Annotated in this window: 32 protein-coding genes; 27 read left to right on the top strand and 5 right to left on the bottom strand. The window is 67.5% G+C overall.

The annotated features are described in order from the left end of the window. Positions 1-25 precede the first annotated feature (25 nt). From ACMX37_RS13160 to ACMX37_RS13030, 27 genes are all read left to right on the top strand, one after another. Complete coding sequence (locus tag ACMX37_RS13160; RefSeq protein ID WP_483146359.1) at positions 26-388, top strand: YdaS family helix-turn-helix protein; 363 nt, start codon at positions 26-28, stop codon at positions 386-388. Further along, complete coding sequence (locus ACMX37_RS13155) at positions 385-828, top strand: hypothetical protein (RefSeq protein WP_483146358.1); 444 nt, start codon at positions 385-387, stop codon at positions 826-828. Before ACMX37_RS13160 ends, ACMX37_RS13155 begins: the two co-directional genes overlap by 4 nt. Positions 829-1,106: 278 nt before the next feature. Further along, positions 1,107-1,469, top strand: coding sequence for an ogr/Delta-like zinc finger family protein (locus ACMX37_RS13150; RefSeq protein WP_483146357.1), 363 nt, complete (start codon positions 1,107-1,109; stop codon positions 1,467-1,469). Positions 1,470-1,544: 75 nt separating this feature from the next. Beyond that, positions 1,545-1,676 carry a hypothetical protein gene (locus tag ACMX37_RS13145; protein WP_483146356.1) on the top strand — a complete coding sequence of 44 codons (132 nt, stop codon included), beginning with the start codon at positions 1,545-1,547 and terminating at the stop codon, positions 1,674-1,676. Next, positions 1,673-1,954, top strand: coding sequence for a hypothetical protein (locus ACMX37_RS13140; RefSeq protein WP_483146355.1), 282 nt, complete (start codon positions 1,673-1,675; stop codon positions 1,952-1,954). The genes ACMX37_RS13145 and ACMX37_RS13140 overlap by 4 nt, the downstream gene beginning before the upstream one ends. After that, entirely contained in the window at positions 1,951-2,253 is a 303-nt protein-coding gene (locus tag ACMX37_RS13135) for a hypothetical protein (protein WP_483146354.1), read from the top strand. The genes ACMX37_RS13140 and ACMX37_RS13135 overlap by 4 nt, the downstream gene beginning before the upstream one ends. Beyond that, complete coding sequence (locus tag ACMX37_RS13130) at positions 2,250-4,898, top strand: bifunctional DNA primase/helicase (protein ID WP_483146353.1); 2,649 nt, start codon at positions 2,250-2,252, stop codon at positions 4,896-4,898. The genes ACMX37_RS13135 and ACMX37_RS13130 overlap by 4 nt, the downstream gene beginning before the upstream one ends. Beyond that, on the top strand, positions 4,895-5,443 hold the full coding sequence (locus ACMX37_RS13125) for a hypothetical protein (protein ID WP_483146352.1): 549 nt from the start codon (positions 4,895-4,897) through the stop codon (positions 5,441-5,443). The genes ACMX37_RS13130 and ACMX37_RS13125 overlap by 4 nt, the downstream gene beginning before the upstream one ends. After that, positions 5,436-5,609 carry a hypothetical protein gene (locus ACMX37_RS13120; RefSeq protein WP_483146351.1) on the top strand — a complete coding sequence of 58 codons (174 nt, stop codon included), beginning with the start codon at positions 5,436-5,438 and terminating at the stop codon, positions 5,607-5,609. Before ACMX37_RS13125 ends, ACMX37_RS13120 begins: the two co-directional genes overlap by 8 nt. 181 nt (positions 5,610-5,790) lie before the next feature. Beyond that, complete coding sequence (locus ACMX37_RS13115) at positions 5,791-6,105, top strand: hypothetical protein (RefSeq protein WP_483146350.1); 315 nt, start codon at positions 5,791-5,793, stop codon at positions 6,103-6,105. Beyond that, positions 6,102-6,425: a hypothetical protein gene (locus ACMX37_RS13110; protein WP_483146349.1), complete on the top strand. Its 324-nt coding sequence runs from the start codon at positions 6,102-6,104 to the stop codon at positions 6,423-6,425. The genes ACMX37_RS13115 and ACMX37_RS13110 overlap by 4 nt, the downstream gene beginning before the upstream one ends. A 30-nt stretch (positions 6,426-6,455) precedes the next feature. Then, a complete protein-coding gene (locus tag ACMX37_RS13105) occupies positions 6,456-6,674 on the top strand; it encodes a hypothetical protein (protein ID WP_483146348.1) in 219 nt (72 codons plus the stop codon). Next, complete coding sequence (locus ACMX37_RS13100) at positions 6,671-7,261, top strand: J domain-containing protein (RefSeq protein WP_483146347.1); 591 nt, start codon at positions 6,671-6,673, stop codon at positions 7,259-7,261. The genes ACMX37_RS13105 and ACMX37_RS13100 overlap by 4 nt, the downstream gene beginning before the upstream one ends. Further along, positions 7,258-7,527 (top strand): hypothetical protein, encoded by a 270-nt coding sequence (locus ACMX37_RS13095; RefSeq protein ID WP_483146346.1) that lies wholly within the window; start codon positions 7,258-7,260, stop codon positions 7,525-7,527. The genes ACMX37_RS13100 and ACMX37_RS13095 overlap by 4 nt, the downstream gene beginning before the upstream one ends. Next, positions 7,524-7,688, top strand: a complete 165-nt coding sequence (locus ACMX37_RS13090; protein ID WP_483146345.1) for a hypothetical protein — start codon at positions 7,524-7,526, stop codon at positions 7,686-7,688. The genes ACMX37_RS13095 and ACMX37_RS13090 overlap by 4 nt, the downstream gene beginning before the upstream one ends. Continuing rightward, complete coding sequence (locus ACMX37_RS13085; protein ID WP_483146344.1) at positions 7,685-7,816, top strand: hypothetical protein; 132 nt, start codon at positions 7,685-7,687, stop codon at positions 7,814-7,816. Before ACMX37_RS13090 ends, ACMX37_RS13085 begins: the two co-directional genes overlap by 4 nt. 75 nt (positions 7,817-7,891) lie before the next feature. Next, positions 7,892-8,188, top strand: coding sequence for a hypothetical protein (locus ACMX37_RS13080; protein WP_483146343.1), 297 nt, complete (start codon positions 7,892-7,894; stop codon positions 8,186-8,188). Between the two features lie 23 nt (positions 8,189-8,211). After that, complete coding sequence (locus ACMX37_RS13075; protein ID WP_483146342.1) at positions 8,212-8,802, top strand: HNH endonuclease signature motif containing protein; 591 nt, start codon at positions 8,212-8,214, stop codon at positions 8,800-8,802. Further along, entirely contained in the window at positions 8,802-9,083 is a 282-nt protein-coding gene (locus ACMX37_RS13070; RefSeq protein ID WP_483146341.1) for a hypothetical protein, read from the top strand. The genes ACMX37_RS13075 and ACMX37_RS13070 overlap by 1 nt, the downstream gene beginning before the upstream one ends. Next, positions 9,080-9,808, top strand: a complete 729-nt coding sequence (locus ACMX37_RS13065; protein WP_483146340.1) for a DNA methyltransferase — start codon at positions 9,080-9,082, stop codon at positions 9,806-9,808. The genes ACMX37_RS13070 and ACMX37_RS13065 overlap by 4 nt, the downstream gene beginning before the upstream one ends. Continuing rightward, the gene (locus tag ACMX37_RS13060; RefSeq protein ID WP_483146339.1) at positions 9,805-10,317 is read left to right on the top strand and encodes an ASCH domain-containing protein; all 513 of its coding nucleotides are present in this window, start codon (positions 9,805-9,807) and stop codon (positions 10,315-10,317) included. Before ACMX37_RS13065 ends, ACMX37_RS13060 begins: the two co-directional genes overlap by 4 nt. Then, a complete protein-coding gene (locus ACMX37_RS13055; RefSeq protein ID WP_483146338.1) occupies positions 10,317-11,363 on the top strand; it encodes a phage Gp37/Gp68 family protein in 1,047 nt (348 codons plus the stop codon). The genes ACMX37_RS13060 and ACMX37_RS13055 overlap by 1 nt, the downstream gene beginning before the upstream one ends. After that, positions 11,356-11,595: a hypothetical protein gene (locus ACMX37_RS13050; RefSeq protein ID WP_483146337.1), complete on the top strand. Its 240-nt coding sequence runs from the start codon at positions 11,356-11,358 to the stop codon at positions 11,593-11,595. The genes ACMX37_RS13055 and ACMX37_RS13050 overlap by 8 nt, the downstream gene beginning before the upstream one ends. Further along, positions 11,592-11,759 (top strand): hypothetical protein, encoded by a 168-nt coding sequence (locus ACMX37_RS13045; protein WP_483146336.1) that lies wholly within the window; start codon positions 11,592-11,594, stop codon positions 11,757-11,759. Before ACMX37_RS13050 ends, ACMX37_RS13045 begins: the two co-directional genes overlap by 4 nt. 99 nt (positions 11,760-11,858) lie before the next feature. Beyond that, complete coding sequence (locus tag ACMX37_RS13040) at positions 11,859-13,466, top strand: recombinase family protein (RefSeq protein ID WP_483146335.1); 1,608 nt, start codon at positions 11,859-11,861, stop codon at positions 13,464-13,466. A 16-nt stretch (positions 13,467-13,482) separates the two neighbouring features. Continuing rightward, a complete protein-coding gene (locus tag ACMX37_RS13035) occupies positions 13,483-13,710 on the top strand; it encodes a hypothetical protein (protein WP_483146334.1) in 228 nt (75 codons plus the stop codon). 369 nt (positions 13,711-14,079) lie between these two features. Next, a complete protein-coding gene (locus ACMX37_RS13030; protein WP_483146333.1) occupies positions 14,080-15,531 on the top strand; it encodes a helix-turn-helix domain-containing protein in 1,452 nt (483 codons plus the stop codon). Between the two features lie 25 nt (positions 15,532-15,556). Here ACMX37_RS13030 and ACMX37_RS13025 read toward each other — a convergent pair whose 3' ends face one another. The 5 genes from ACMX37_RS13025 to ACMX37_RS13005 all read right to left on the bottom strand — a co-directional run bounded on the left by ACMX37_RS13025 (position 15,557) and on the right by ACMX37_RS13005 (position 21,582). Then, on the bottom strand, positions 15,557-16,081 hold the full coding sequence (locus ACMX37_RS13025) for a hypothetical protein (RefSeq protein ID WP_483146332.1): 525 nt from the start codon (positions 16,079-16,081) through the stop codon (positions 15,557-15,559). Positions 16,082-16,120: 39 nt separating this feature from the next. Continuing rightward, positions 16,121-16,738 carry a hypothetical protein gene (locus tag ACMX37_RS13020; RefSeq protein ID WP_483146331.1) on the bottom strand — a complete coding sequence of 206 codons (618 nt, stop codon included), beginning with the start codon at positions 16,736-16,738 and terminating at the stop codon, positions 16,121-16,123. A gap of 198 nt (positions 16,739-16,936) precedes the next feature. Continuing rightward, the gene (locus tag ACMX37_RS13015; protein ID WP_483146330.1) at positions 16,937-19,213 is read right to left on the bottom strand and encodes a penicillin acylase family protein; all 2,277 of its coding nucleotides are present in this window, start codon (positions 19,211-19,213) and stop codon (positions 16,937-16,939) included. A 119-nt stretch (positions 19,214-19,332) separates the two neighbouring features. Then, on the bottom strand, positions 19,333-20,094 hold the full coding sequence (locus ACMX37_RS13010) for a TorF family putative porin (RefSeq protein WP_483148411.1): 762 nt from the start codon (positions 20,092-20,094) through the stop codon (positions 19,333-19,335). A gap of 492 nt (positions 20,095-20,586) precedes the next feature. Then, positions 20,587-21,582 (bottom strand): DUF6733 family protein, encoded by a 996-nt coding sequence (locus ACMX37_RS13005; RefSeq protein WP_483146329.1) that lies wholly within the window; start codon positions 21,580-21,582, stop codon positions 20,587-20,589. Between the last annotated feature and the right edge of the window lie 50 nt (positions 21,583-21,632).

The raw sequence follows: 21,632 nt of genomic DNA, 5'->3' as shown, positions 1-21,632 counted from the left end.
CAACCTAGGTTGCCAACAAGCAAATATGGTTGACAAGCCCACCCCCTTTGAAGCGCTTCATCTGGCCGTCGAGAGGGCCGGGTCACAGGCCGAGATCGCCCGCATCGCTGGCGTCTCAACCACAGCCGTGTGGAAGTGGGTTCAGTCATCCAAGCGTGTCCCGGCAGAGTTCGTCCTCAAGATCGAGGCCGCGACCGGCGTCTCCCGCCACGACCTGCGCCCCGACATCTACCCGCGCGAGACCATGACCGATCGCCACGTCGGGGCGCGCTTTGCGGGCGTCGATCGCCATGCCGGGCTCGATCCAGTCCATGGTGCCTATCCTACCGCGCTCCGCAACGGCGTCGATTTCAATCGCGGTGCGGCTTTGAAGGGGGCAGCGCGGTGACCAAGCGGCGTGAACCCCTGACCTACCACCGTGCGCTCACCACGATCGCCGCGCGCATCGGTTGGGATCGCTGTGCCGCGATCTGCGGTGTGACCGAGCGCACGGTGCGTTACTGGTCGGACCCTGACTGCGAGACGGAGATCCGTCTGCTCGATGCCGAGCGGCTCGATCGCGCCTTCATCGAGCATGGCGGCGACCATGCACCTTTCCTTCGCCTGTTCGAGCTCCGGCTCGACGTCAAGGCGCGGGCCGAGGACGCGGATCTGGTCAGGCTGGCAGGGGAACTTGCCAAGGAATCGGGCGAAGCGATTGCCGCCACCATCGCAGCGAGCGCGCAGGCCGACTGCCCCCGGCACCAGCAGCGCGCACGGCAGGAACTCGAAGAGGCGATCGCGAAAATGACCGATTGCCTCGCCTCGCTCGGAGGCGGCGATGCCTGAGTGCAACAACATCGGTTCGCCGCTGGGGCGTGGTTTCGCCCAGCTGCATGCGCTGGAGGGCGGGGCAGGCGAAATCGGCCGCGCACCCTTCCGCCACAACCAGTTCCTGCGCGTGCTCGCCGCCACGCTGGGTTCATCTTCCCCGAAGGGGATTGCACACACCGCCCGACCAGCGACGGTGCGAAGCCATGGCACCGGCAGGAGTGAGCGGGGCCCCGAGGGGAACAGAGAGACCCCCGCGAATGCCATGGAAGCTGGGAACCTTTCAGGGGGCGGCCATGCGTGAGCGCGCGCCCAGCATCGAGCGGCCGATGGTCGAGGCACCCTTGCGGTTCCGGCTGCAGCCCGGTGGCAAGCGCGGGGGCGACGGGTGCTTCGTGCGCTGCCCCAAGTGCGATGCGCCGGGCATGATCCGCCGGTCCGACCGCCCGACGCCGACCGTCACCCAGATGACCGTGCACTGCACCGACAGCGCCTGCGGCCACACCTGGCGCGCGGACATCGTCTTCGTTCACACGCTGGTCGAAGGCAACATCGACCGGCCCGACCTCGACCTCCCCGTCTGTCCCAAGAGCGAGCTTGTGCATGTGCGCCCGCCATCGCGCGACGGGCCGGACGGGCAGGAAAGCCTGTTCGGCTGACCGGGCAGCAGGCCCGGCACCACCCACCACCACCCGAAATCTTGGCGCGGCCGCGATTGCCGCAAGGGGGACGCTTTGACCTTTCCGATCCGATACCACCGGCCCGAACGGCCTCGCCCAGACCATCTCGCCTCGCTGTGGTGCGCCCCCGGCCTGTTCGCCGCAGGGGCGCTGATCGGTCACCTGATCGAGGCGGTGGCCCGATGACCTGTCTGCGCACCGCTGAGGCCGATGTGCTTCGCTTTATCACCGGGTTCGAGATGAAGCACGGTCGGTGCCCGTCGACCACCGAGGTCGCCGAGCTTCAGTTCGACGGTGACACCATGACGGTTGCGGGCGCGATCGGCAGCCTTGTCAATCAGGGCAAGCTTCGCCGTTCCCTGCATTCACGCCAGCGCAAGCTGCAGGTCTTGCAGCCGCTGCCGGTTCCCCGTGCGCCGGATGGCGAGCCGCTGCACTTCGTCCGGATCGGGGGTGCCGCATGAACGGTTTCCGTCCCGGAGACCGCGTCCTCTACCGCGATGGCGACCGCTTCGGCGTGGCGCAGGTCGAACTGGTAAAGGACCGCCACCTCACGGCTTTCCCCTTCGATGTCGCACACCGCCGCTGGTCCCGTCGCAACCGGCGGATCGCGGCCAGCTTCGTCATCGGCAAGCTGCCCCCGCGCGAACATGCCGACCGCATCGCTGCCCGCATCGAGGTCCTCCGCCACCAGCGCGAGGCCCAGCGCCAGATCGCCAACCGCCAGTTCGAACAGGCCGTTCTGGAGCTCGTGCATCCGTGAGCCTGCAGGACGAGATCATGAAGGGCCTGCAGGCCCGCTTCCAGTTCCGCAAGACCAAGGGGGACTGGCTGCAGGAAGGCACGTGTCCGCAATGCGGCAAGCGTGAAGCCTACTGCGCGGCCAAGGAACCCAAGATCGTGCGCTGCGGCCGGGCCGAGCGGTGCGGGTGGGAAGACTCTGTCCGCAACCTGCTGCCCGACCTGTTCGAGGACTGGTCGAAAAACCACAAGCCGACGCCGGAAAGCCCGAACGCCACCGCCGATGCCTACCTGCAATTCGAACGCGGGCTGGATCTGAAGCTGCTGCGCGGCCTCTACACCCAGGAGGTCTACAAGGATTACGACAGCGGGCAGACCTCGGCCGCGATCCGCTTCCCGATCGGCGACAGCTACTGGGAACGCCTGATCGACCGGCCCGGTCGCTTCAGGAAGAAGGCGCACTTCCGCAAGGGTGGCAGTTGGGGCGGGCACTGCTGGATGCCGAACGGCACCAGCTTCGAAACACTCGCTCAGGCCGATGAGGTGTGGATCACCGAAGGCATCTTCGATGCGACCGCGCTCACTCAGGGCGCGGGCCTTGCCGCCGTGTCGAACATGTCGACCGGACCCTATCCCGAACACTTCCTCGAGGCGCTGGCCAAGGCCTGTCTCGATGCCAAGCGCCGCGACAGGCCCACACTGGTTTTCGCCTTCGACGTCGGCGCCGCTGGCGTGTTCTATTCGAAGAAGCACATCGAGCGGGCGAAGCGCGAGGGATGGGAAGCCACCGCCGCGCAGGTCCGCCCCGATGGCGAGGGCACCAAGCTCGACTGGAATGATCTGCTGCTGCGGCACCAGAGCTGGAAGGGCGAACCGGAGGAAGCCCCCCTCGCCCCCGCGGCGATCGCCGACTACCTCTACAACGGCAAGATCACGATCGCCGCCACTCCGCGCGAGAAGGCCAAGCTGATCGTCGAGCGGAATCCGGCGCGGTCCTCGTTCCACTTCCGCCACGGCAACCGCATGTTCTGGTGCCGCGTCACGATCGACGACGATGGTCGCCAGCAGATCGACACCAAGGAAATCTGCAACTGCGCCTGGCGCATCCTCTACCGCGAGTATGACCCGGTCGAGGATCAGGCGACCTTCTTCCTGCAGGTCGATTTCCCTTGGGGCGACGAGACCGTGCGCGCCCGCTTCAGCGCCGCGGCGGTCACCAACGCTGCCGAGTTCAAGAAACGTCTGATGACCTTCGCCGGATCATGGTCCGGCACCACCGAGCAGCTCGACATCATCGTCAAAGCCCAGACCCGCCAGCTCAAGAAGATCGAGCCGCTGCGGGTGCTGGGTTATTCGCGCAAGCACCAGGCATGGGTGTTGGGCGACATCGCCGTGCACAAGGGCCGCGTGGTCGAACCGAATGCCGAGGAATACTTCGAATTCGGGAAGCTTTCCGCCAAGCTCGCCAGCCCCGAACGCCCGCTCGAGATCAACTACGATCCCGACAGGCTGTCGACCGCATGGGTCGACGATCTCTGGACCGCCTACGGCGCCAAGGGCGTGGTGGTGCTCGCTTTCTTCATGATGGCGATCTTCGCGGTGCAGATCCGGCAGCGCGACGGTTCCCTGGGCTTTCTCGAGATCACCGGTCTGCCCGGAGCCGGCAAGTCGACGCTGGTCGAATCCCTCTGGCGGCTGCTGGGTCGCCCGGACTTCGAAGGCCTCGATCCCGTGAAGACCAGCGCCGCGGGTCTCGCCCGTGAGCTGGTCAAGTTCTCCAACCTGCCGGTCGGCCTGATCGAGAGCGGGCGCGAGGAAGACAAGGCCCATTCGAAGAAGTTCGATCCCAACGAGCTGCTGGTGCTGTTCAACGGCCGATCGCCGCGCACCATCGGGCGCCGCAGCGGCGGTTACGAGACCGACAGCCAGCCCTTCCAGGGTGCGCTCTACCTCATGCAGAACGAACGCATCTCGGCGATCCCGGCGGTGCTCGAGCGGCTGATGTCGCTCAACTTCGACAAGTCGCACTTCAGCGAGACCGGGCGCGAGGCGGCGTCCCGCTTCAAGCAGATCCCGCTGGCAGAGGTCTCCGGCACGATCATCCACGTCGCCCGGCGCGAGGAAGCCTATCTCGAGGCGCACCAACGGCGGTTCGCCCACCACATGAAGGACATGCGCCGCCGGGTCGAAGGGCTCGAGAACGATCGCGTCATCCTCAACCACAGCCAGCTCGCTGCCGCGATCGAGTGCCTGCCGCCGCTGTTCCCGAACTGCCGCCCCGAATGGGTGGCTGAGGCGGTCAGGCTGGTCGACGCCATGGCGATCGACCGCCAGCAATCGACCGGCGGCGATCACCCGCTTGTCGCCGCCTTCTGGGAGAACGTCGAATATCTGCTCGGCCGCGAAAGCCCGGGCGATCAGGAACTCGGCAAGAGCCTCAACCGCCACCGCAAGCCCGACCAGCAGATCGCGATCAACCTGCCCGATTACGAGGCACGCTGCCGCAACGCCGGTCTCAGCCCGCCCAACCTCGATGCCCTGAAGAAGCACCTCAAGGGCTCGAAGTCGCGCCGCTGGCTCGCCTGCAAGGCCGTGAACGCCGCCGACGGCCGCACTCAGCAGTGCTGGGTCTTCCAGATCCCCACCGAGAAAGGGCCCTTCGTATGAGCGCCGCCTTTGCCCGCCCCACGGGCCGCTGGTCCTCGCCCGCGATCGACGACACGGTCAGGCCCGGCGAGCGCCGCTGGCCGGCCGAAGGTCGCCCGGCGATCATCCTTCCCGAACCCCCACCCGCCTGGGCGGATTTCGGCGATCTGCGCCGCATGGCGGAAGCGATGCTGGCGAGCCGTCGCGAAAGCTTTCCCAGGCGCGTCGCCGCTGGCGAACTCGCCCAGGACGAAGCCCAGCGCGAGCTGCGCGCCTTCGCCGATCTGGTGCGCGACTGGGAGTTCATCTGCGACGGGGAGGGCGAGCCTGCCAGCAGCGCCACCGAACAGGACCGGCGCGATGCGCTCGACCAGGCGATCACCCGCATCGCTGCCTATGCCGCGCAGCACGGCGGTTTCTCCGACCAGCTCGAAGATCAGGCGCACCGCGTGATCGCCCTGCGCTGGCACCTCGAGCCGGGCCGGCGGACCGTGGCGCTCGCCCGCATCACCCATCAACTGCGGGCAGAGGCCCGTGCTAGCCAAGGGGAATCCCAGCATGCGTGAGCTCAACCGCCCGCAGCCCATCCACCCGGCCGATTGCGCCTGCACGCGCTGCGATCCGCGGCTGCTCGCAGGGCGCCGCCGCCTGACCATCGAACATGCCCTCGCCGGGCTGATCGTCGCCGCGTCCTTCGGGGTCGCGGCTCTCGCCATTCTTGGCGCCAACTGAAGGGAGTCCCTGACATGCTAGGCCATCTGTTCGAATGCGAATGCGGCAACTGCCACCGGTACCGGGAAGGAGTCATCCCGCCCAAGGCCCCGCCGGGCTGGCTGATCGGCCCCAACGGCAAGCCCATCTGCGATGATTGCGCCAGCGCCCAGCGCGCCCGCCGGAAGGGGAGGGCTGCGGCATGATCACCGAGAAAACCGCGCTCGACATCGCAATGGCCTATCGGGAAATCGCGCATGGCGAAAACCTGTTGAAAGAGGTCAAAGATACCCGCGACCGCTTCGCTAGCAGAGACATTCGCGATGCCTTCGGTCGGCGGGCCGATGGCCTCGAACTCGGCGTTCCGTCGGGCGAGGGATCGAAGCGCCTCTTTCAGGTCAAGTGGTCGCTGGCAGAGCCAGTCATCGAGGCGCACATCGCCGACAAGAAGGCCGAGCTCTCGGCATTGATGGTGAAAGCAGCCGCGGAGCTTGCCAATCCATCAGGTGCAGCATGACCCGCGCGCTCCCTACCCTGCGCATCGGCAGCCACGCCGCAATGTCGATCGACATCGATCACGTTCGCGTCTTCGCCGAGGATGCCGAGGCGTTCCGCGGCGTGATCGCCGCCCGGGCCGCGCTGGTCGAAAAGCAGATCACCCGCTTCGTCCCGCCGCACCGGGCGGGACAGGGCCTGTGCGAGGAAGCGCTCAACCTCACTCTCGATGCGCTGCTCGAGCTGCGCAACGCCGGCACCGATCGCGACAAGGCGATCCGCCACCTCGAACTCGCCGCCGCAATGGCGATCACCACCATCAACACCCTTCGGCAGGAGTAACCCGCGATGCCCTGTGACTGCGTAGAAAAGATGAACGCCAAGATGGCGGAACATAATACCAAGCTCGTCCTCACCTTTGGTTGGTTCAAAGACGGCTCCACTTTCACGCGACCCACCATCGAGACCGAAAAGATCGAGAAGAGGGTGCGCAAGGGCCCCGCGATCGCGGTCCCGACCTTCTGCCCCTTCTGCGGCAATCCCTATGAGCCCCAGCCAGCGGCCCCGAAGCCGGAAGGCGGTGCTGCATGAGCATCCCGCCCTATCCCCTCTCGTGGCCCGAAGGCCTGCCCCGCACCGAACCCAAGGTGGAAAGCCAGTTTCGAACCTCGCTGTCGGGCGCGCTCGACAATGTCCGCAAGTCGCTGACCGCTTTCGGCAGCGACACCGGCAAGAAGGTTGTCGACGTGGTGATCACCTCAAACGTCGCCGGGATCAGCCTCGAACCGCCAAAGGATACCGGCGTTGCCGTCTGGTTCGAATGGGATGGCGAGCGCCGCTGCATCGCGGTCGATCGTTACTGGAAGGTCCAGTGCAACCTGCAGGCGATCCACCATATCCTCGAGGCGCGCCGAACCGAGATGCGTCACGGCGGGCTGCATATCGTCCGCCAGACCTTCAAGGGATTCGCCGCGCTGCCTGCCCCCGAACAGTGGTGGCAGGTTCTCGGGGTGGGAATGCAGGCCACGGCTGCTGAGATCACGCACGCCTATCGAACGAAAGCGCACGCCGCACACCCTGACAAGGGGGGCAGCGACGCGGCCATGGCGAGGCTGAATGCGGCGCGCGACGAAGGGATGAAGAACCCGACGGCGCGTGCGACTGGCGGTGCGGCATGATCATCGTCCGCGTCGAACTCCACTCCGCGATCGACGGTCAGAAGACCGAGCTCGCCCGCATGATGATCGACAACGTCGGCGGCACCCCGACAATCGGCAATTACCGCTGCCGCACCTATCGCGGCCGGTCGGCCGAAGACCTCGACCGCGCGATGTTCACAGACTCTGTGACCCGCGAAGGCTCGGTCGAAGGGCACCGCCGCCTCGATCTTCATGTCTGGCACCTGGTCGCGAAGGCCCTGCAGGCGATGAGGTACGGCCAATGACTGACCTCGACGCCCTCCGCCCCAAGACCCTCGCAGGGGTCAAGCGCCTCGCCAAGCAGCTGAAGCGCCGTGACGGCATCCAGTACGCCGACGCGCTCGATCTCGCCGCCCAACAGGCAGGCTGCGCCGACTTCCAGACAGCAAGGATCGAACTCGCATGATCCCCCGTATCACCATCGCCCGCTGGAGCGGCTCCGATGACGGCCTCTACGATTACGCCGGCCGCTCGCTCGCCATCGAATGGCTGGGCCTCATCCTCGAACTCAACTTCGGAAAGGCGCGCCCATGACCCGCTCGCCCGTCACCTCACGCGGCGCCCTCTACCGGGCGTCCGTCCGCCGCCAACTCGCACAGGAGACCGCACATGAAGAACAAGCTTTCGGACCTCAACAATCACCTCTTCGCCCAGCTCGAAAGGCTCTCGGAAGAAGGCCTCACCCCCGAGCAGATCGAGCAGGAATGCCAGCGCACCGACGCGATCGTGGATGTCTCGGACCAGATCCTGCAGATCGCCAACACCCAGCTGAAGGCGGCAACGCTCATCGCCAACCACGGCGATCGCTTCGCCAAGATGCTCCCCGCGATCGGCGGGACCGAGCAGGCGACGGCGCTCCCGGGACCTGCCGGGGCCGCGCAATCCGGTACAGCCGGGAAGAGCTGACCTTCCTCGAAGCCAACGCCACTATGCCGCGCCGGGATCTCCACGCGGCATTCGTGGCGCGCTTCGAGCGCCCTGAGATCGTCCTCGACCACATCAAGGCGCTCTGCACCCGCAGGGGCTGGAAGACCGGGCGCGACGGGTGCTTCGTGAAGGGGCAGACCCCGCCCAACAAGGGGAAGAAGGTCCTCTCGCACCCCAACTCGGTCCGCACCCAGTTCAAGCCCGGCCAGCGCACCGGCATCGCCCAGAAGCACTACAAGCCGATCGGCTACGAGCGGATCACCATCGACGGCTACCGCGAGCGCAAGATCAACGACGATCTGCCGTTCAACCGCCGATGGAGGCTGGTGCATCTGATCGAGTGGGAAGCGGCCAACGGCCCTGTCCCCAAAGGCCACGCGCTCAAGTGCCTCAATGGCGACAAGCTCAACTGCGACCCCTCGAACTGGGAGCCGATCCCGCGCGGGATGCTGGCGCTCCTCAATGGAGGCCGGTTCCGCAAGACGCTCCCCTACGACGAAGCCGCGGCCGAATTGAAGCCGCTGGTCATGGCCACGGCCAAGCTCAAGCACGCCGCCCACGAAAAGCGCCGCGCGGCGGGGAAGGGGGCGTAATGGCGGCCCAACTCGACATGATCGAAGACATCGAGCGTCGCGAGCCGCAGGACTTCGGCGAGAAAGGCAAGCGCGCATGGTTCTGGCAGGATGGGCACTGGCAGGTCGGGACCGCATGGGAGATCGACCAGCAGGGCCGCGTAAACGGCATGTGCCGCGACTATGGCCCTTGGGGCTCGCGATACCCCGGTTCGATGCCCCTGCAGACTCATGGGCGCTGGCCGCAGGAAGAGGTGCGCTGGAAGCGTCCGCTCGACCAGTACCGGGGGCCGATCCGGTGACAGCCATCTTCACCATCGAGAACGAACTGCCCGGCAGCGGCACCCTCACCATCCGCCTGGGCAACCGCGTCACCCTCTACCGAGGCGACGCCTACGCCATCCGGCCCACTCTGGGCTGGATGGACGCCGACGTCATGGATCCGCCCTACCTCTTCGACAACAGCGGCGGCGGGGCCTTCCGCAAGAGCCGCGAAGGCAGCAATCGCATCGTCGAAGAGCAGCTCGACCAGGGCTTCGATCACCGCATCATCAACCCGCTGCTGTGCGGCGCGGCCGTGGTCTTCTGCCACAACGATCAGCTCCCCCAGCTGCTGCCCTTCATGGCCGGCAGCTTCAGCCGTTTCGCGCTGCTGATCTGGGAAAAGCCCAACCCCATGCCGATGCGGAACAAGCACTACCTGCCCGACACCGAGCCCTTCGTGCACGCCTGGTCGAAGGGCTATGCACCCGTGGGCGACCACCACGACATGCACCGCACGATCCGCGCGGCCTCGGTGAAGACCAGCGCATTTGATCACCCCACGGTGAAGCCCGACGCCGTCATGGACAAGATCGTCCGCAACGTCGCCGGCAGCACCATCTGCGATCCCTTCATGGGCACCGGCTCGACCGGCGTCGCGGCCGTGAAGGCAGGCAAGGCCTTCGTCGGGATCGAGCAGAACCCCACCCACTTCGAAACCGCCTGCCGCCGCATCGCGGCAGCACTGGAAGGAACCGCACCATGAAAGCACTCACCATCTGGCAGCCATGGGCCAGCCTGATCATCGCCGGGGCCAAACCCTACGAGTTCCGGGGCTGGCGCCCGCCCGCCTCGATCATCGGCCAGCGCATCGTGATCCACGCGGCTGCTCGGAAGATTGATCGTGGCGAAGCAGAGATGCTTGCCGACATTTTTCGCTTCCGCAAGGTGAATGACCTCGCGCGCCTCGCCGCCGCCGAGACATGTCTCCATCCCGATCTGGCGATGCCGATCTTGGCGAGGGCAATCTATCCTCACACCTGTGGCGGCCCCCTGCCTATGTCATCCGGCCTCGGCACCGCCATCGTCGGCGAGCCCCGCCTCGGCACCGAGATTGCCGAGGAATTCGGCGTCCCCCGCGCCAACGACAGCGACCGCGACCAGCACGCCAACTGGGGCTGGCCGATGCTCGGCATCGAAGCATGGCCCGAACCCATCCCCATGCGCGGCGCCCAAGGCCTGTGGAACTGGCCCACCCCCGAGGAGACGATCTGATGCCGACCGATATCGAATGGTCCGACGAAAGCTGGAATCCGATCCGCGCCCGTGCGCTCGATAATGGCATGATCGGGTGGCACTGCGAGCACGTTTCGCCCGGCTGCGAAAACTGCTATGCTGAAGCGCAGAACATGGCGCGCCGCTTCGACCTCGGCACCGACCTCGCCTACAAGCCCGGCCACCGCAAGGACATCGAGGTCTATCTCGACGAAGCCGCGCTGATGAAGCCGCTGTCGTGGAAGAGAGGCCGCAAGGTCTTCGTCTGCTCGATGACCGATCTGTTCGCCGATTTCGTGCCCGACGCTATGATTGACCGCATCTTCGCGGTGATGGCGCTGGCCCCGCAGCACACCTTTCAGGTGCTGACGAAGCGCTCGGCGCGGATGCGCGAGTATCTCGCCAATACAGGGGACTTTGGCATCTGCCATGGCACCCCTCGCCGCGTGTGGCAGGCGATGTATGGCGAGGCCAAAACCCGCGCTGCGGCCGAGACGCTTGATAGCTGGTACGGCGGCCCGAGTTCGGCTCAATGGCCTCTCCCGAACGTCTGGCTCGGCGTCAGCGTCGAGGACCAGCAGCGCGCCGACGAGCGCATCCCCGACCTCCTCGCCACCCCCGCCGCCGTCCGCTGGATCAGCGCCGAACCGCTGCTCGGCCCCATCAACATCATCGACGCAATGTGGGCGCGCGATGGCTTCTCCAGCATACATGCCACCATCGACTGGGTGGTGTGCGGCGGCGAGAGCGGGGCCAAGGCCCGCCCGATGCATCCGGCTTGGGCCCGTAACCTCCGCGACCAGTGCACGGAGTCCGGCACCGCCTTCTTCTTCAAGCAATGGGGCGCATGGTGGCCGAACCCGCCGGAAGCGACGATGACCATCCAGCAGTTCAACCGGCAGCTGCGCTACATCGACGTCGACACCGGTCGCGAGAAAACCGATCCGACCCGCACCAGCGATGCCTCAATGCGCAAGGTGGGCAAGAAGCTATCCGGTCGCCTGCTCGATGGCGTCGAACACAACGGGATGCCGGGCGATGTCTGATCCTCGCATCGAATGGCGCCCGTGGCACGGGATTGAGGCCCTCTACCTCGGCGAGATCATCGTCGGCCGCGTCGCACCGGATGGCGGCCAAGGCAACAAACCCCGCGCGATCTTCAACCTCGCCGCTACGGAGAGCGCGGCATTCTGGTTTACCCGCAGGTCGGTCGAACAGGCGAAGGCGGAAGTTGAATGTCGCCTCGCCGAATGGCTGGGGCGCGCTGGCCTGCGATGAAGACCTTCGATCGCATCTGGTACTGGCGCACCACGCTGCCCCACCGCAAGGGGCAGCGCTGCCGCATCCTCGCGCGCGGCACCATGAACGCCTGCCAGATCGAATTCGAGGATGGCGAGCGTCACATCGTCTCCCGCTTCGCGGTCAGGAAGGCCGCACCGTGAACAAGTCGCCGCCCCCTGCCATCTTCGAACTGGCGAAGGTGCTTGCGCGCGCGGCAGTGGCGCGGGACATTGCCCGCTCACGGGAAACCGATTCGACCCATGCGAACCCTGATCTACGCCCGCTACTCGACCAGCCTGCAGAATAGCCGCTCGATCGAGCAACAGATCGGCGTGTGCCGCGATCGGGCGAGCCGGGAAGGTTGGCCGGTGATCGAGGTCTTCACCGATTACGCGATCGGAGGCGGGGCAGGCACCAGCGAAGCCCAGCGCCCCGGCATCGCCGCGATGCTCGCCCGGGTTGAGCAGGGCGATATCGACCAGGTACTCATCGACACCACCAGCAGGCTCGCCCGCAACCAGGGCGATGCACACCACCTGCGCGAGCGGCTCAACTTCCACGGCGCGCGCCTCTTCACCTTGGGTGACGGGGAGATCGACAGCTTCAAGGGCGCGATCAAGGGCCTGCTTGATGAACAGCAGCGGGTGGAGCTGCGCCATAACATCAAGCGCGGGCAGGCGGGCACCGTGCGGCAGGGTCGGAGCCCCGCGGGCCTCGCCTATGGGTATCGCCTCGCCAACCGGATCGACGAAGGGGGCAGGGCGGTGCGCGGCCTGCGCGAGGTCGATGATGATCAGGCCGCGATCGTGCGCCGCATCTTCACCGAATACGCCGCCGGCAGAAGCCCGGTCGCCATCGCCCGCCAGCTCAACGCCGAAGGTATTTCCGGTCCCCGCGGAAATAGCTGGCGCGCCAGCACCATCCGCCCCGATCGCACCCGGGGCAATGGCATGCTCTCCAACCGGCTCTACATCGGCGAGCTGGTCCACAATCGCACCAGCAAGGTGATCGAGCCCGTCACCCGCACCACCCGGATCCGCCCGAACCCGGAAAGCGCATGGATCATCGAGCAGGTCCCACAGCTGCGAATCATTGATGACGCCCTGTGGGAAGCGGTGCAGGTCGAGCTTGAACGCAACCGGGTCGAGGCGAAGCCGGTCAAGGCCCGCCGCCCCCGCCACATTCTCTCCGGCCTCGGCCAGTGCGGCACCTGCGGCAGCGCATGGAACATCAGCACCGGCCGCTTCTGGTCCTGTGGAGCGCGCCGCGACGGCGGCACTTGCACCAACAACCGCACGATCAGCACCGAGAGCTACGAGCGCGAAGCCCTCGCCGCGCTGCAAGAGCACCTGCTGGATCCCGATGTCGTCTCGACCTACGTCCGCGAATATCACGAGGAATACGCCCGCCGCGCCCGGCAGGCCCGCCAGCGCAAGGCCACGCTCGAGCGCCAGCTGCAGTCCGCAACCGCCAAGGTCGAACGCCTGGTCGCCGCCGTCGCCGAAGGCGCGGGCGAATTCGCCGAGATCCGCGAAGCCCTGCGCGCTGCCCGCCTCGATCGCGATCGCCTCTCCGCCGAGCTGGCCGAGATCGACGCCGTCCGCGTCATCGCTCTGCATCCCGCCATCGCAGAGGAATACCGCCGCCAGGTCGAAGACCTGCGCACCGCCCTCGCCGAACCTGCCGCCCGCGAAGCGGCGATCCCCGTCCTGCGCGAACTGATCGACCGCATCATCCTCACCCCCAAGCGCGCGGGACGGGGTGTTACAGTCGAGGTGAGACCCCGCCTCGCTGCCGTGGTCGAACTCGCCACCGGCGAGCAACGGCGCGGCCCGACGGTAGGTCAGTCCCTCGCCCGCCGTGGATGAACGCGCGCGCCTGCGCATGACCCTCGATCGCGTGCGCGATCTCCCCGACTTCTACCCCGGCGACCGCATCTGGTGGCTCTACTTCCGCGAGGCCGTCCAGCACTGGCTGGAGAAGCACCAGCACCCCGGGATCCGCGCAGCCCATGACGGCGTGAAGGCTTTCCCCGAAAACCTCCCCGACGAACGCACCCGCTGGCTGGCGCTACGAGACCAGGTGCAAGCCCTGCTCGATCGCGGCACCTGAGACCCCTCAGGAATCGAACCCGCAGCCACTTACTCTAAAGCCCAGTTCCCTTCACCCGCTCCAGCGCTCTCTCACCGCCAGTGATGATCACCTCGTTGCCGGGGATCGCCGCGCCGCAGGTTCCGGCGAGCAGCCCGACCGTATCGCCCGGCCGGCATGAGGTGATCTTGACGCATTGGTGATGCCATAGGCGTTGATGATGTCGCGCAGCCCGAGTTCATCGTGGATGCGTTCGACGAGCACCTGCGGCACCGTCCGCGCAGCCCATTCTCTGGTTCCCCATCTGGGCAGCAAGGAACTGCAATCCCGGCGCAGCCCGCCCTGTCTTGCAAAATTGCAAAGACGGGTTTTGCAAACTAGACTCCGGCAATGGGCAAGCGGCACAGGATCTTTGCAGGGGCGCAGCTGCGCGTCCTGCGCGAGCGGCGGGGCCTCAGGCAGGCCGATCTGGCGGGGCAGCTGGCGATCAGCCCTTCCTATCTCAGCCAGCTCGAACATGACGACCGCCCGCTCACCCCGCGCCTGATCGAGCGGGTCGCGAGCCTGTTCCCGCTCGACTGGCAGGACTTCCCCGGCGAGGATGCCGAACAGCTCTCGCTCTCGCTGCGCGAGGCGGCGAATGATCCGCTGTTCGATTCACCCCTGCCGCCCGACGCGATCGCGCGGCTGGCCGAGCAGCAGCCCGCCTTCGCGCGGCGCTTCGTCGAGCTGCACGCCGCCTTCCGCCGCACCAGCCAGCGGCTCGAAATGGTCGACGAGACGCTGGCGGTGGACACGGGCGAAGGCGCCCGTCTGCCGTGGGAGGAGGTGCGCGACTGGTTCCACCTGTCCAACAACTATGTCGATCCGATCGACCGCGCGGCCGAGCGGCTTGCGCGCCTGATCGCGGGGCCGGACGCCGTGCCGAGCACCGAGGCGTTGCAGCAGCACCTCGCGCAGGTTCACGGGATCGCGGTGGAGATCCGCCCGGCCGAGGCGCTGCGCAGCTTCGATGCGCAGGGCAAGGTGCTGCGGATCGATTCGGGCCAGCCGGGCGCCAGCATCCGCTTCCAGATCGCCTATCACGTCGCCGCGACCACGCTCGGCCCGGCGATCCGTGCGATCGCCGACGCCGCCCGCCTGCGCAGCGAGGTGTCGCGCGAGCTGCTCACCATCGGGCTGGCCAATTACGCCGCCGGGGCGGTGCTGATGCCCTATGGCAGCTTCCGCGCGATGGCCCGCGCCTTCCGGCACGATGTCGACCGTCTCGCCCTGCATTACCAGACCAGTTTCGAGCAGACCTGCCACCGGCTTTCGACCATGCAGCGCGAGGGCGAGCGCGGCCTGCCGATCTTCTTCTGCCGGGTCGACATGGCGGGCAACATCACCAAGCGCCACAGCGCCACCCGCCTCCAGTTCGCGCGCTTCGGCGGTGCCTGCCCGCTGTGGATCGTGCACGAGGCCGCCGCGATCCCAGACCGGATCCTGGTCCAGCTTGCCGAAACGCCCGACGGGGTGCGCTATGTCTCGATCGCCAAGGGGCTGGTCAAGACCGCGGGGCGGTTCGACCGCAATCCGCGCCGCTATGCCGTCGCGCTGGGCTGCGAGGCGCAGCACGCGGGCGATTTCATCTATGCCGACGGGATCGATCTCGAATCCGGACGCTCGGTGACGCCGATCGGGGTGTCGTGCCGCATCTGTCCCCGGCCCGATTGCGAACAGCGCGCCTACCCGCCGAGCGACCAGACCATCGCGGTCGACCTGTTCCGCCGCGGCGTGGTGCCCTACGAGATGAACACGCGGCCCCTTGCCGACAATCCGGGACGCCCGCGCGGCGACTGAGCAAAGCCGCCGGTTTCGGGGCGGGTCAGGCGGCGGGGGTGAGGATCAGGACCTTGTCGCCGTCGGGATCGGCGGAGAGCTTCTCGAAGAGGTCCTTGCCGGCCGCGCAGAAGCCGTCCGGGTCGGTGGCGTGCTGCGCGAGCGCGCCGCCCAGCATCGTGTGGTAATGCCGCAGGACCTGGTTGACGACCGGCTGGGCCTTGTCCTGCTCCAGCCCTTCGAGGGCGGGGGCGAGGCTGCCGAGCATCACGGCCACCTGGCGCTTCTTGTCGACCGAATAGGCCGCACAGCTTGCGCCGACCGCCTCCTGCTTGGCGACCAGCACCATGCGCAGGAACAGCGGGCCGAGCTTGGCCTCGTCGGTGATGACGGGCTTCAGGTCCTCGAGCACGTGCCCGTTGACGGCGACGGCGATGCGGGTCGAGAGCGTGGTCTCGGCGCGGCTGATCTTCTTGCCCGCGGGTGCGGGGGCGTCGGCCGGCTGGGCGATGGCGGGACAGGCGAGCCCCAGCGCCACCAGCGCCGGGATCAGGGTGAGCTTGCGATGCATGATGAGCGATCCTTGCAAATGGCGTTTCGTGGCGGGCGGTCACACTTTCTTGAAGTCGGTCCGGCCCGAGCTGTAGGTGTATTCGCAGCGCCAGCGTTCGTAATTCACCGTGGCCGAGCTGCGGCGCGCCTGGAGGTAGACCCGCGCGCGCTTGGAATCGTGCGGCTGGCTCGATTCCACGTTGATGTTCCTGAGGCCGCGGTCCTCGGCGCGGTCGACACAGACCCGGCGCGCACGGTCGAGATCGCCGTTGCCCCAGCTTCCGCCGGAGCCGCCCCAGCCGCCGCCACCCGAGCCGCCCCAGCTGCCGCCCGAACCACCCCAGCCCGAGCCCGAGCCGAAGATCCGCTGCGTCCAGCTGTAGGAATAGTGCCCGCGTTCGTAGCAGGTACGCTGGCGCGGGAAGCATTCGACATTGCGCGCGGGGCTGAAGGGATCGCCGTAGCGGTCGCCGTCCCACTGGTTCTTGTCCTTGTCCTTGCCCGAGGTGGCGATCGCGATGCCGATCCCGAGCGCGGCGATCCCGGCGACGATGGCGGCGGTGTTGTCCTTCTTGTCCTCGTCGCTGCGCTTCTCGTCCTGGGCGATGGCGGGCATCGGCGTGAGGGCGCTGGCGAGCAATGCGAGCGTGCCGGCGGTGATTGCGGTCCGTTTCATGATCCGTCCTTGCGCAATGGGTGACGGCGCCCCGCAGCCGGGACGCAGGGCCAGCGATGACAGACGAAGCACGCAAGTTCGGCGCCAGCGGCAACGCGGCCCGATCCGGTGCGAGATCCCCAATCCCCTACCCCGGCGCAAGATTACGACGATCCAGAGCTTTTCACCAGCCGGATTCTTGCGGACGGGGGCGTGATTTCATTCGCTTATGCGGCGTGGCTTGCCGATCGCGGCTGCACGGATGTCGGCGCGGTGGAAGGGCAGGCGGTGCCACTGCTTCTCCGCATAGGCGCGGGTCTGGTCATAGGCGTGGGGCGAGGCCGGGTCGGTCGACTGCGAATAGCTGAGGATCGCATCGGCCACCGGGCCCTTCGCGTCGAAGCCGACGATCTGGATGTAGCTCGTCCCGTGGCGCGGGATCAGCTTGCCGCTCGCGGCGCGGTCGGATTCCTGCATGTTGAGGATGCCGAGCCAGCCCGGCCCGCCGTGGATCGGGATGGCGTCGTTGCCGGCCATGACCAGCTGTTCGTCCCCCCAGCGCGAATCGAGCGCGAGCCCCTGTTCCTCCATCGTCGTGACGACCGAGGCGAGCGCGGCGAGCAGCTTGGCGCCGTTCTCCCCCTCGGTTCCGAGGTCGCGCGGGGTGTTCACCGGATCGGCCGGGTCGAAGGGCACCGCCCACAGCCCCTTGATCGAGCCGATCCCCTGCCAGAAGGCGCGGAACAGGCGCGCGCCGCGGCTGTCGGCATCGAAGCGGCGGTCCCACTTGGCGAGTGCCGCGCAGCCGCGCGCGGCGGCACCCTCGGCGGCCGGGCAGAGGGTCAGCAGTTCGGGGAGGACGAGCTCCGCCACGAGGCTCTTGTTGCCGAAGGCGAGCGCCTTCGCGCGGGCATGATCGAGCTTGCCCGCCGCCAGCGCCGCGTCCGTCTCGATGAAGTTCGAACGGGTGCGCAGCGAGCGCGCGGTGCGGTAGTCGCCGAGGATCGGCGACAGCTCGCGGTGCGGGATCGCCGGGTTGCTGATCCAGTAGCTGTCGTTGGAGTTGGTCAGCCAGGTCTTCACGGTCGTGGCCGCCTGATCGCCCGCCGGCATCAGGCCGGGGGCGGGGGTGCCGGGGTCGGCGTCCCAGTCGCAGGACGACTTGCTGCCGTCGAGCAGGATCGCGAGTTCGGCGAACAGGCCCGAGATCGGCGTCGCGCAGGCCTTGGCCTTGGCGGCGGAGACGTTGGGCACGGCGGTGACATCGGCATGGAGCGCGTCGCCGTGGCGGTCGGCGGCGATGGTGTTGACCCAGGGGATGCCGAGCGTCTCGCTGACGGCAGCGCGCACATCGGCCACGTTCTTCGCCTCGCCGATGCGCAGCCAGGTCTCGATCCCGCGCTGGTTGCCGCGGTTGGCATCCTTCAATGCGAAGGCGCTCTGCTTGCTCCAGGTGATGCCGCGGTCGGGGATGATGAACAACGGACCCCAGCGGGTCGACCAGAGCGAGCGGGTGACGTCGGGCTGGCCCTCAGGCATCGGCACGGTGACGGTCTGCGCCGTCATCGCCTCGCTCTTGCCGTCGACCAGGTAGCGGGTCGGGTCGGCTGGATCGAGCGCCAGCTGGTAGAGCGTGAAATGCCGCGCGGCGGTGACGGTGTGGGTCCAGGCGACATCCTTGTTGAAGCCCAGTGTCGGCATCGGGGTGCCGGCAAGGCCCACGCCCATCACCTCGTAGCCGTTCGGGCCCTTGACGTGCACCTGCCAGAAGCGGTTGGGGCCCTTCCACGGGAAGTGCGGATTGCCGATCACCATGCCGCGCCGGTCGGCGGTGACATCGCTGCCGAAGGCCCAGCCGTTGCTGCCCATGCCGAGTTCCTTCGGGTCGGGCATATTGATCGCGACCTTCGGCGCGGGGCTCCCCGGCGGGGCGGCGTTGGCGATGGCGGACGCGAGGTTCAGCGAGCTGGCGAGGAGCATCTGCTTCTCGTTGAGGCGCAGCATGTCGTCGTCGGTGATGGGCCGCACCCAGGCCTTGCCGCGGCATTCTGCGGGTATCCCCTGCGCGCCCGCGTCCCTGAGGAAGCGGTTGTAGCCCGCGACATAGCCCGCCATCAGGTCCCGGGCGCGCGGCGAAAGCGACTTCGCCCCCTCGCGCAGGGCGGGCAGGTCGATCACCGCGCGGAAGAACACGTCGGAGGAGAGGTTGTCGACCTCCTCGAAGCCGAGCACCGCCTTGGCCGCGGGGCCGAAATGCTTCGAGCGTTCGCCCGCTACGGTCGCGAATTCCTCGGCCAGCAGGCAAAGGTTGTCCTCGGCATAGGCATAGGCGACCCCGAAGCCGACGGAGCGCCAGTCGCGCGCCTCGATATGGGGGATGCCGTAGGTGGTGCGGGTGAGGGTGGCAGAGGCGCGCCCGGCCGCCTCGGCCGCGCCCGACTGGGCCACGAACACCACAGCGGCAGCCGCCGCCGCCCCGACGAAATTGCGCATCATTGTCTCTCTCTCCCGCCGCCCTGTCGGGGCGCGGGGCGGAACCTATCGGGGGCCTGCGCAAAAGAAAAGGGGCGCCCCGCCGGTCCGGCAGGGCGCCCCCCTCCTGCGTCACGATCCGCTCAGAACGAGGCGGTGATCGAGAACACCACGGTCGCATCCGAGATCGAATTGCCCGCGAGCGTGGCGAAATTCGGGCGGAGGCGGTTGGCTTCGGCTTCGGAGATGTCAGTGTCGACATAGGCGACAGAGAGGGTCAGGCCCGAGATCGGCACGATGTCGGCGCCGATCAGCCAGTCGAAATAGGTGCCGGTGGGCGCGATGCTGGTGCCGTTGGGGCCGAGGCCGGGGTTGCCGTCCGAATAGCCGAGGTGCGCCTTGAGCGTGATCGGTGCGCCATCGACCGCATAGGCAGCGTCGGCGGCGAGGTAGAGGTTGTCCTCCTTGTCGCCGGGATCGAAGCCGCCGCCCACGGGGAAGACATTGCCGAGCGCCTCCTGCGAGGGGGCATAGGCGAGGGTCCCGGTCAGCGAGACCGGGCCGACCGCGCCCGAGAGCCGCGCGTAGAGCTCGGCGAAGTCGGTGGTGTCGGCGCCGCTCGGATACATGAACCAGGTCACGCCGGTATCGAGCGTGCCTTCGCCGACCGGGAACTTGAACCCGGCGATCAGGTCGAGCTCCATGTTGGCCCCGCCGAAGGTGCCCCAGCCCGCGAGGTTCGATCCCCAGGTGCCGACATAGAAGCCGCTTTCGTGGCTGATCGTGATGCCGCCCTGCACCGCCATGCCCTCGTCGCTCTGCGAGACGCCGCGGAAGCGGTAGTCGCTGGTCAGCGTCGCGGCGCCCGAGATGGTGATGGCCGGGGTGTCGTCTTCCTGACCCATCGTCCGCGCCGGATCGAGCGGGGCAATCGCGGGCAGGGCGAGGGACGCGGCCTCGGCTCCGGTAATGACGATGGCGGTGTCTGCTTCGGCTCCGGTGCCGGCCGCGGGGCTGGTGACGGTTTCCTGCGACTCCGCGGCGAAGGCGGGAGTGGCAAGGCTGGCGGCGAGTGCGACAGCCGAGGCGGCTGCTGCGAAACGGATGGACATAAGGAACGCTCCATGAAGAGGTTGGATCGTTCCACCTGCGCGGCGTGCAGGGATTATTCTCCGAAGAATCGGGCCCCCGTCACGTCACGGTCATCATCTTGCAAGGGCCGTTTGCGCACAAAGCTTATGTGGAGGGCGGGATTCTTATTATCTTCTTGCGTGTCATTCCTGCAACAGTTTGAAGGTTGGAAGGCCGGAAGATCGCGCAGCGCCTTCTCCGGAAGCACGAAGGGCGCTGCCGCCATCGCCGGCAGCAGCGCCCTTGGCTGCCTCGGGGCCGGGCGATCAGAACGACATGCCGACCGCGAGCTTGTAGAAGTCGCCGCGGTTGCCGGCGGCGCCGCCGCCTTCCTCGATGCCGCCGGTGAAGCGGGCGAAGAAGCCCTTGCTCAGCGAGAACTGCACGTAGGGGCCATACCATTCGTAGACGTTGGAGGCGCTCCCGCCGGGCAGGTCGGCACGGGTGTTGGCGAGGAACTCGATATGGGCGCCGGCCGAGAAGTTGCTGGTGAACTTGTAGCCGGCGTTGATCCAGGTGTGCAGGAAGTCGAGCGCGCCGACATTGTCGCTGCGGTTGCGCAGCGCGGCGTAGTAGCCGCCGTAGAACTCGCCTTCGAACTTGTCGTCGCTGTAGTTGATGGTGAGGCTCGGCACGATGCCGTCGAACACGTTGCCGCCGTTCAGCGTGGTGGTGGTGTTGCGGGGCCCGCGTCCGAGGTTGCCGCGCGACAGCAGCGCGCCGTTGGTGATGCCGATCTGCGGCTTGATCGCCAGCTTGCCGTCGGCGGCGATGAAGTTGGCGCCGATGCCGAATTCGGTCCACAGGTCGGAGCCGAGGCCGGTCGCGCTCGAGAAGTCCGAGGTGGTCCACAGGATGCCGTAGAAGCTGAGGTCGACCTTCTCGCCGACCGGGATGAGGCCGTTGAAGGTGGGGTAGAAGCCGAAGAAGGCATCCTGGTTGAGCACGACGGAGAAACGCTCCCCGCGCCCGCCCGAGCCGTCCTGCGCGGCGGCGGCAGCGGCAGCGACCATGACCGTGCTCGAGACGGCGGTCTCGCCGGTGCCGAGGCCCACGGGAATCGCGGTTCCGGCCGGGGCGGCGCCCACGGCGAGGTCGAAGCCGGCGGCTTCGTCATCGGCGGGTTTGGCGGCGTTGGTGACGACGATGGTGACGGCCGCGGCATCGATCGCGGCGGCGTCCGGCCCTTGCGCGAGGGCCGGGGCCGACAGGGCGCAGCCCAGGGTCAGCGCCGAGACGGCACAAGCAAAACGAAGTTTCATATGGAACGCTCCTGAAAGAGAGGTGGGACCGTTCCGCCTGCGTGCCGCGA

The organism is Porphyrobacter sp. THAI-01a (genome assembly GCF_056868655.1).
This window is presented reverse-complemented; position numbering and strand designations above follow the sequence as displayed.

Coding starts and splice junctions, on each gene's coding strand:
- ACMX37_RS13160 (WP_483146359.1), top strand. CDS start 26: ATGGTTGACAAGCCCACCCCCTTTGAAGCGCTTCATCTGGCCGTCGAG.
- ACMX37_RS13150 (WP_483146357.1), top strand. CDS start 1,107: ATGCGTGAGCGCGCGCCCAGCATCGAGCGGCCGATGGTCGAGGCACCC.
- ACMX37_RS13140 (WP_483146355.1), top strand. CDS start 1,673: ATGACCTGTCTGCGCACCGCTGAGGCCGATGTGCTTCGCTTTATCACC.
- ACMX37_RS13135 (WP_483146354.1), top strand. CDS start 1,951: ATGAACGGTTTCCGTCCCGGAGACCGCGTCCTCTACCGCGATGGCGAC.
- ACMX37_RS13125 (WP_483146352.1), top strand. CDS start 4,895: ATGAGCGCCGCCTTTGCCCGCCCCACGGGCCGCTGGTCCTCGCCCGCG.
- ACMX37_RS13120 (WP_483146351.1), top strand. CDS start 5,436: ATGCGTGAGCTCAACCGCCCGCAGCCCATCCACCCGGCCGATTGCGCC.
- ACMX37_RS13115 (WP_483146350.1), top strand. CDS start 5,791: ATGATCACCGAGAAAACCGCGCTCGACATCGCAATGGCCTATCGGGAA.
- ACMX37_RS13110 (WP_483146349.1), top strand. CDS start 6,102: ATGACCCGCGCGCTCCCTACCCTGCGCATCGGCAGCCACGCCGCAATG.
- ACMX37_RS13105 (WP_483146348.1), top strand. CDS start 6,456: ATGAACGCCAAGATGGCGGAACATAATACCAAGCTCGTCCTCACCTTT.
- ACMX37_RS13100 (WP_483146347.1), top strand. CDS start 6,671: ATGAGCATCCCGCCCTATCCCCTCTCGTGGCCCGAAGGCCTGCCCCGC.
- ACMX37_RS13095 (WP_483146346.1), top strand. CDS start 7,258: ATGATCATCGTCCGCGTCGAACTCCACTCCGCGATCGACGGTCAGAAG.
- ACMX37_RS13090 (WP_483146345.1), top strand. CDS start 7,524: ATGACTGACCTCGACGCCCTCCGCCCCAAGACCCTCGCAGGGGTCAAG.
- ACMX37_RS13085 (WP_483146344.1), top strand. CDS start 7,685: ATGATCCCCCGTATCACCATCGCCCGCTGGAGCGGCTCCGATGACGGC.
- ACMX37_RS13080 (WP_483146343.1), top strand. CDS start 7,892: ATGAAGAACAAGCTTTCGGACCTCAACAATCACCTCTTCGCCCAGCTC.
- ACMX37_RS13075 (WP_483146342.1), top strand. CDS start 8,212: ATGCCGCGCCGGGATCTCCACGCGGCATTCGTGGCGCGCTTCGAGCGC.
- ACMX37_RS13070 (WP_483146341.1), top strand. CDS start 8,802: ATGGCGGCCCAACTCGACATGATCGAAGACATCGAGCGTCGCGAGCCG.
- ACMX37_RS13060 (WP_483146339.1), top strand. CDS start 9,805: ATGAAAGCACTCACCATCTGGCAGCCATGGGCCAGCCTGATCATCGCC.
- ACMX37_RS13055 (WP_483146338.1), top strand. CDS start 10,317: ATGCCGACCGATATCGAATGGTCCGACGAAAGCTGGAATCCGATCCGC.
- ACMX37_RS13050 (WP_483146337.1), top strand. CDS start 11,356: ATGTCTGATCCTCGCATCGAATGGCGCCCGTGGCACGGGATTGAGGCC.
- ACMX37_RS13045 (WP_483146336.1), top strand. CDS start 11,592: ATGAAGACCTTCGATCGCATCTGGTACTGGCGCACCACGCTGCCCCAC.
- ACMX37_RS13040 (WP_483146335.1), top strand. CDS start 11,859: ATGCGAACCCTGATCTACGCCCGCTACTCGACCAGCCTGCAGAATAGC.
- ACMX37_RS13035 (WP_483146334.1), top strand. CDS start 13,483: ATGACCCTCGATCGCGTGCGCGATCTCCCCGACTTCTACCCCGGCGAC.
- ACMX37_RS13030 (WP_483146333.1), top strand. CDS start 14,080: ATGGGCAAGCGGCACAGGATCTTTGCAGGGGCGCAGCTGCGCGTCCTG.
- ACMX37_RS13025 (WP_483146332.1), bottom strand. CDS start 16,081: ATGCATCGCAAGCTCACCCTGATCCCGGCGCTGGTGGCGCTGGGGCTC.
- ACMX37_RS13020 (WP_483146331.1), bottom strand. CDS start 16,738: ATGAAACGGACCGCAATCACCGCCGGCACGCTCGCATTGCTCGCCAGC.
- ACMX37_RS13015 (WP_483146330.1), bottom strand. CDS start 19,213: ATGATGCGCAATTTCGTCGGGGCGGCGGCGGCTGCCGCTGTGGTGTTC.
- ACMX37_RS13010 (WP_483148411.1), bottom strand. CDS start 20,094: ATGGGTCAGGAAGACGACACCCCGGCCATCACCATCTCGGGCGCCGCG.
- ACMX37_RS13005 (WP_483146329.1), bottom strand. CDS start 21,582: ATGAAACTTCGTTTTGCTTGTGCCGTCTCGGCGCTGACCCTGGGCTGC.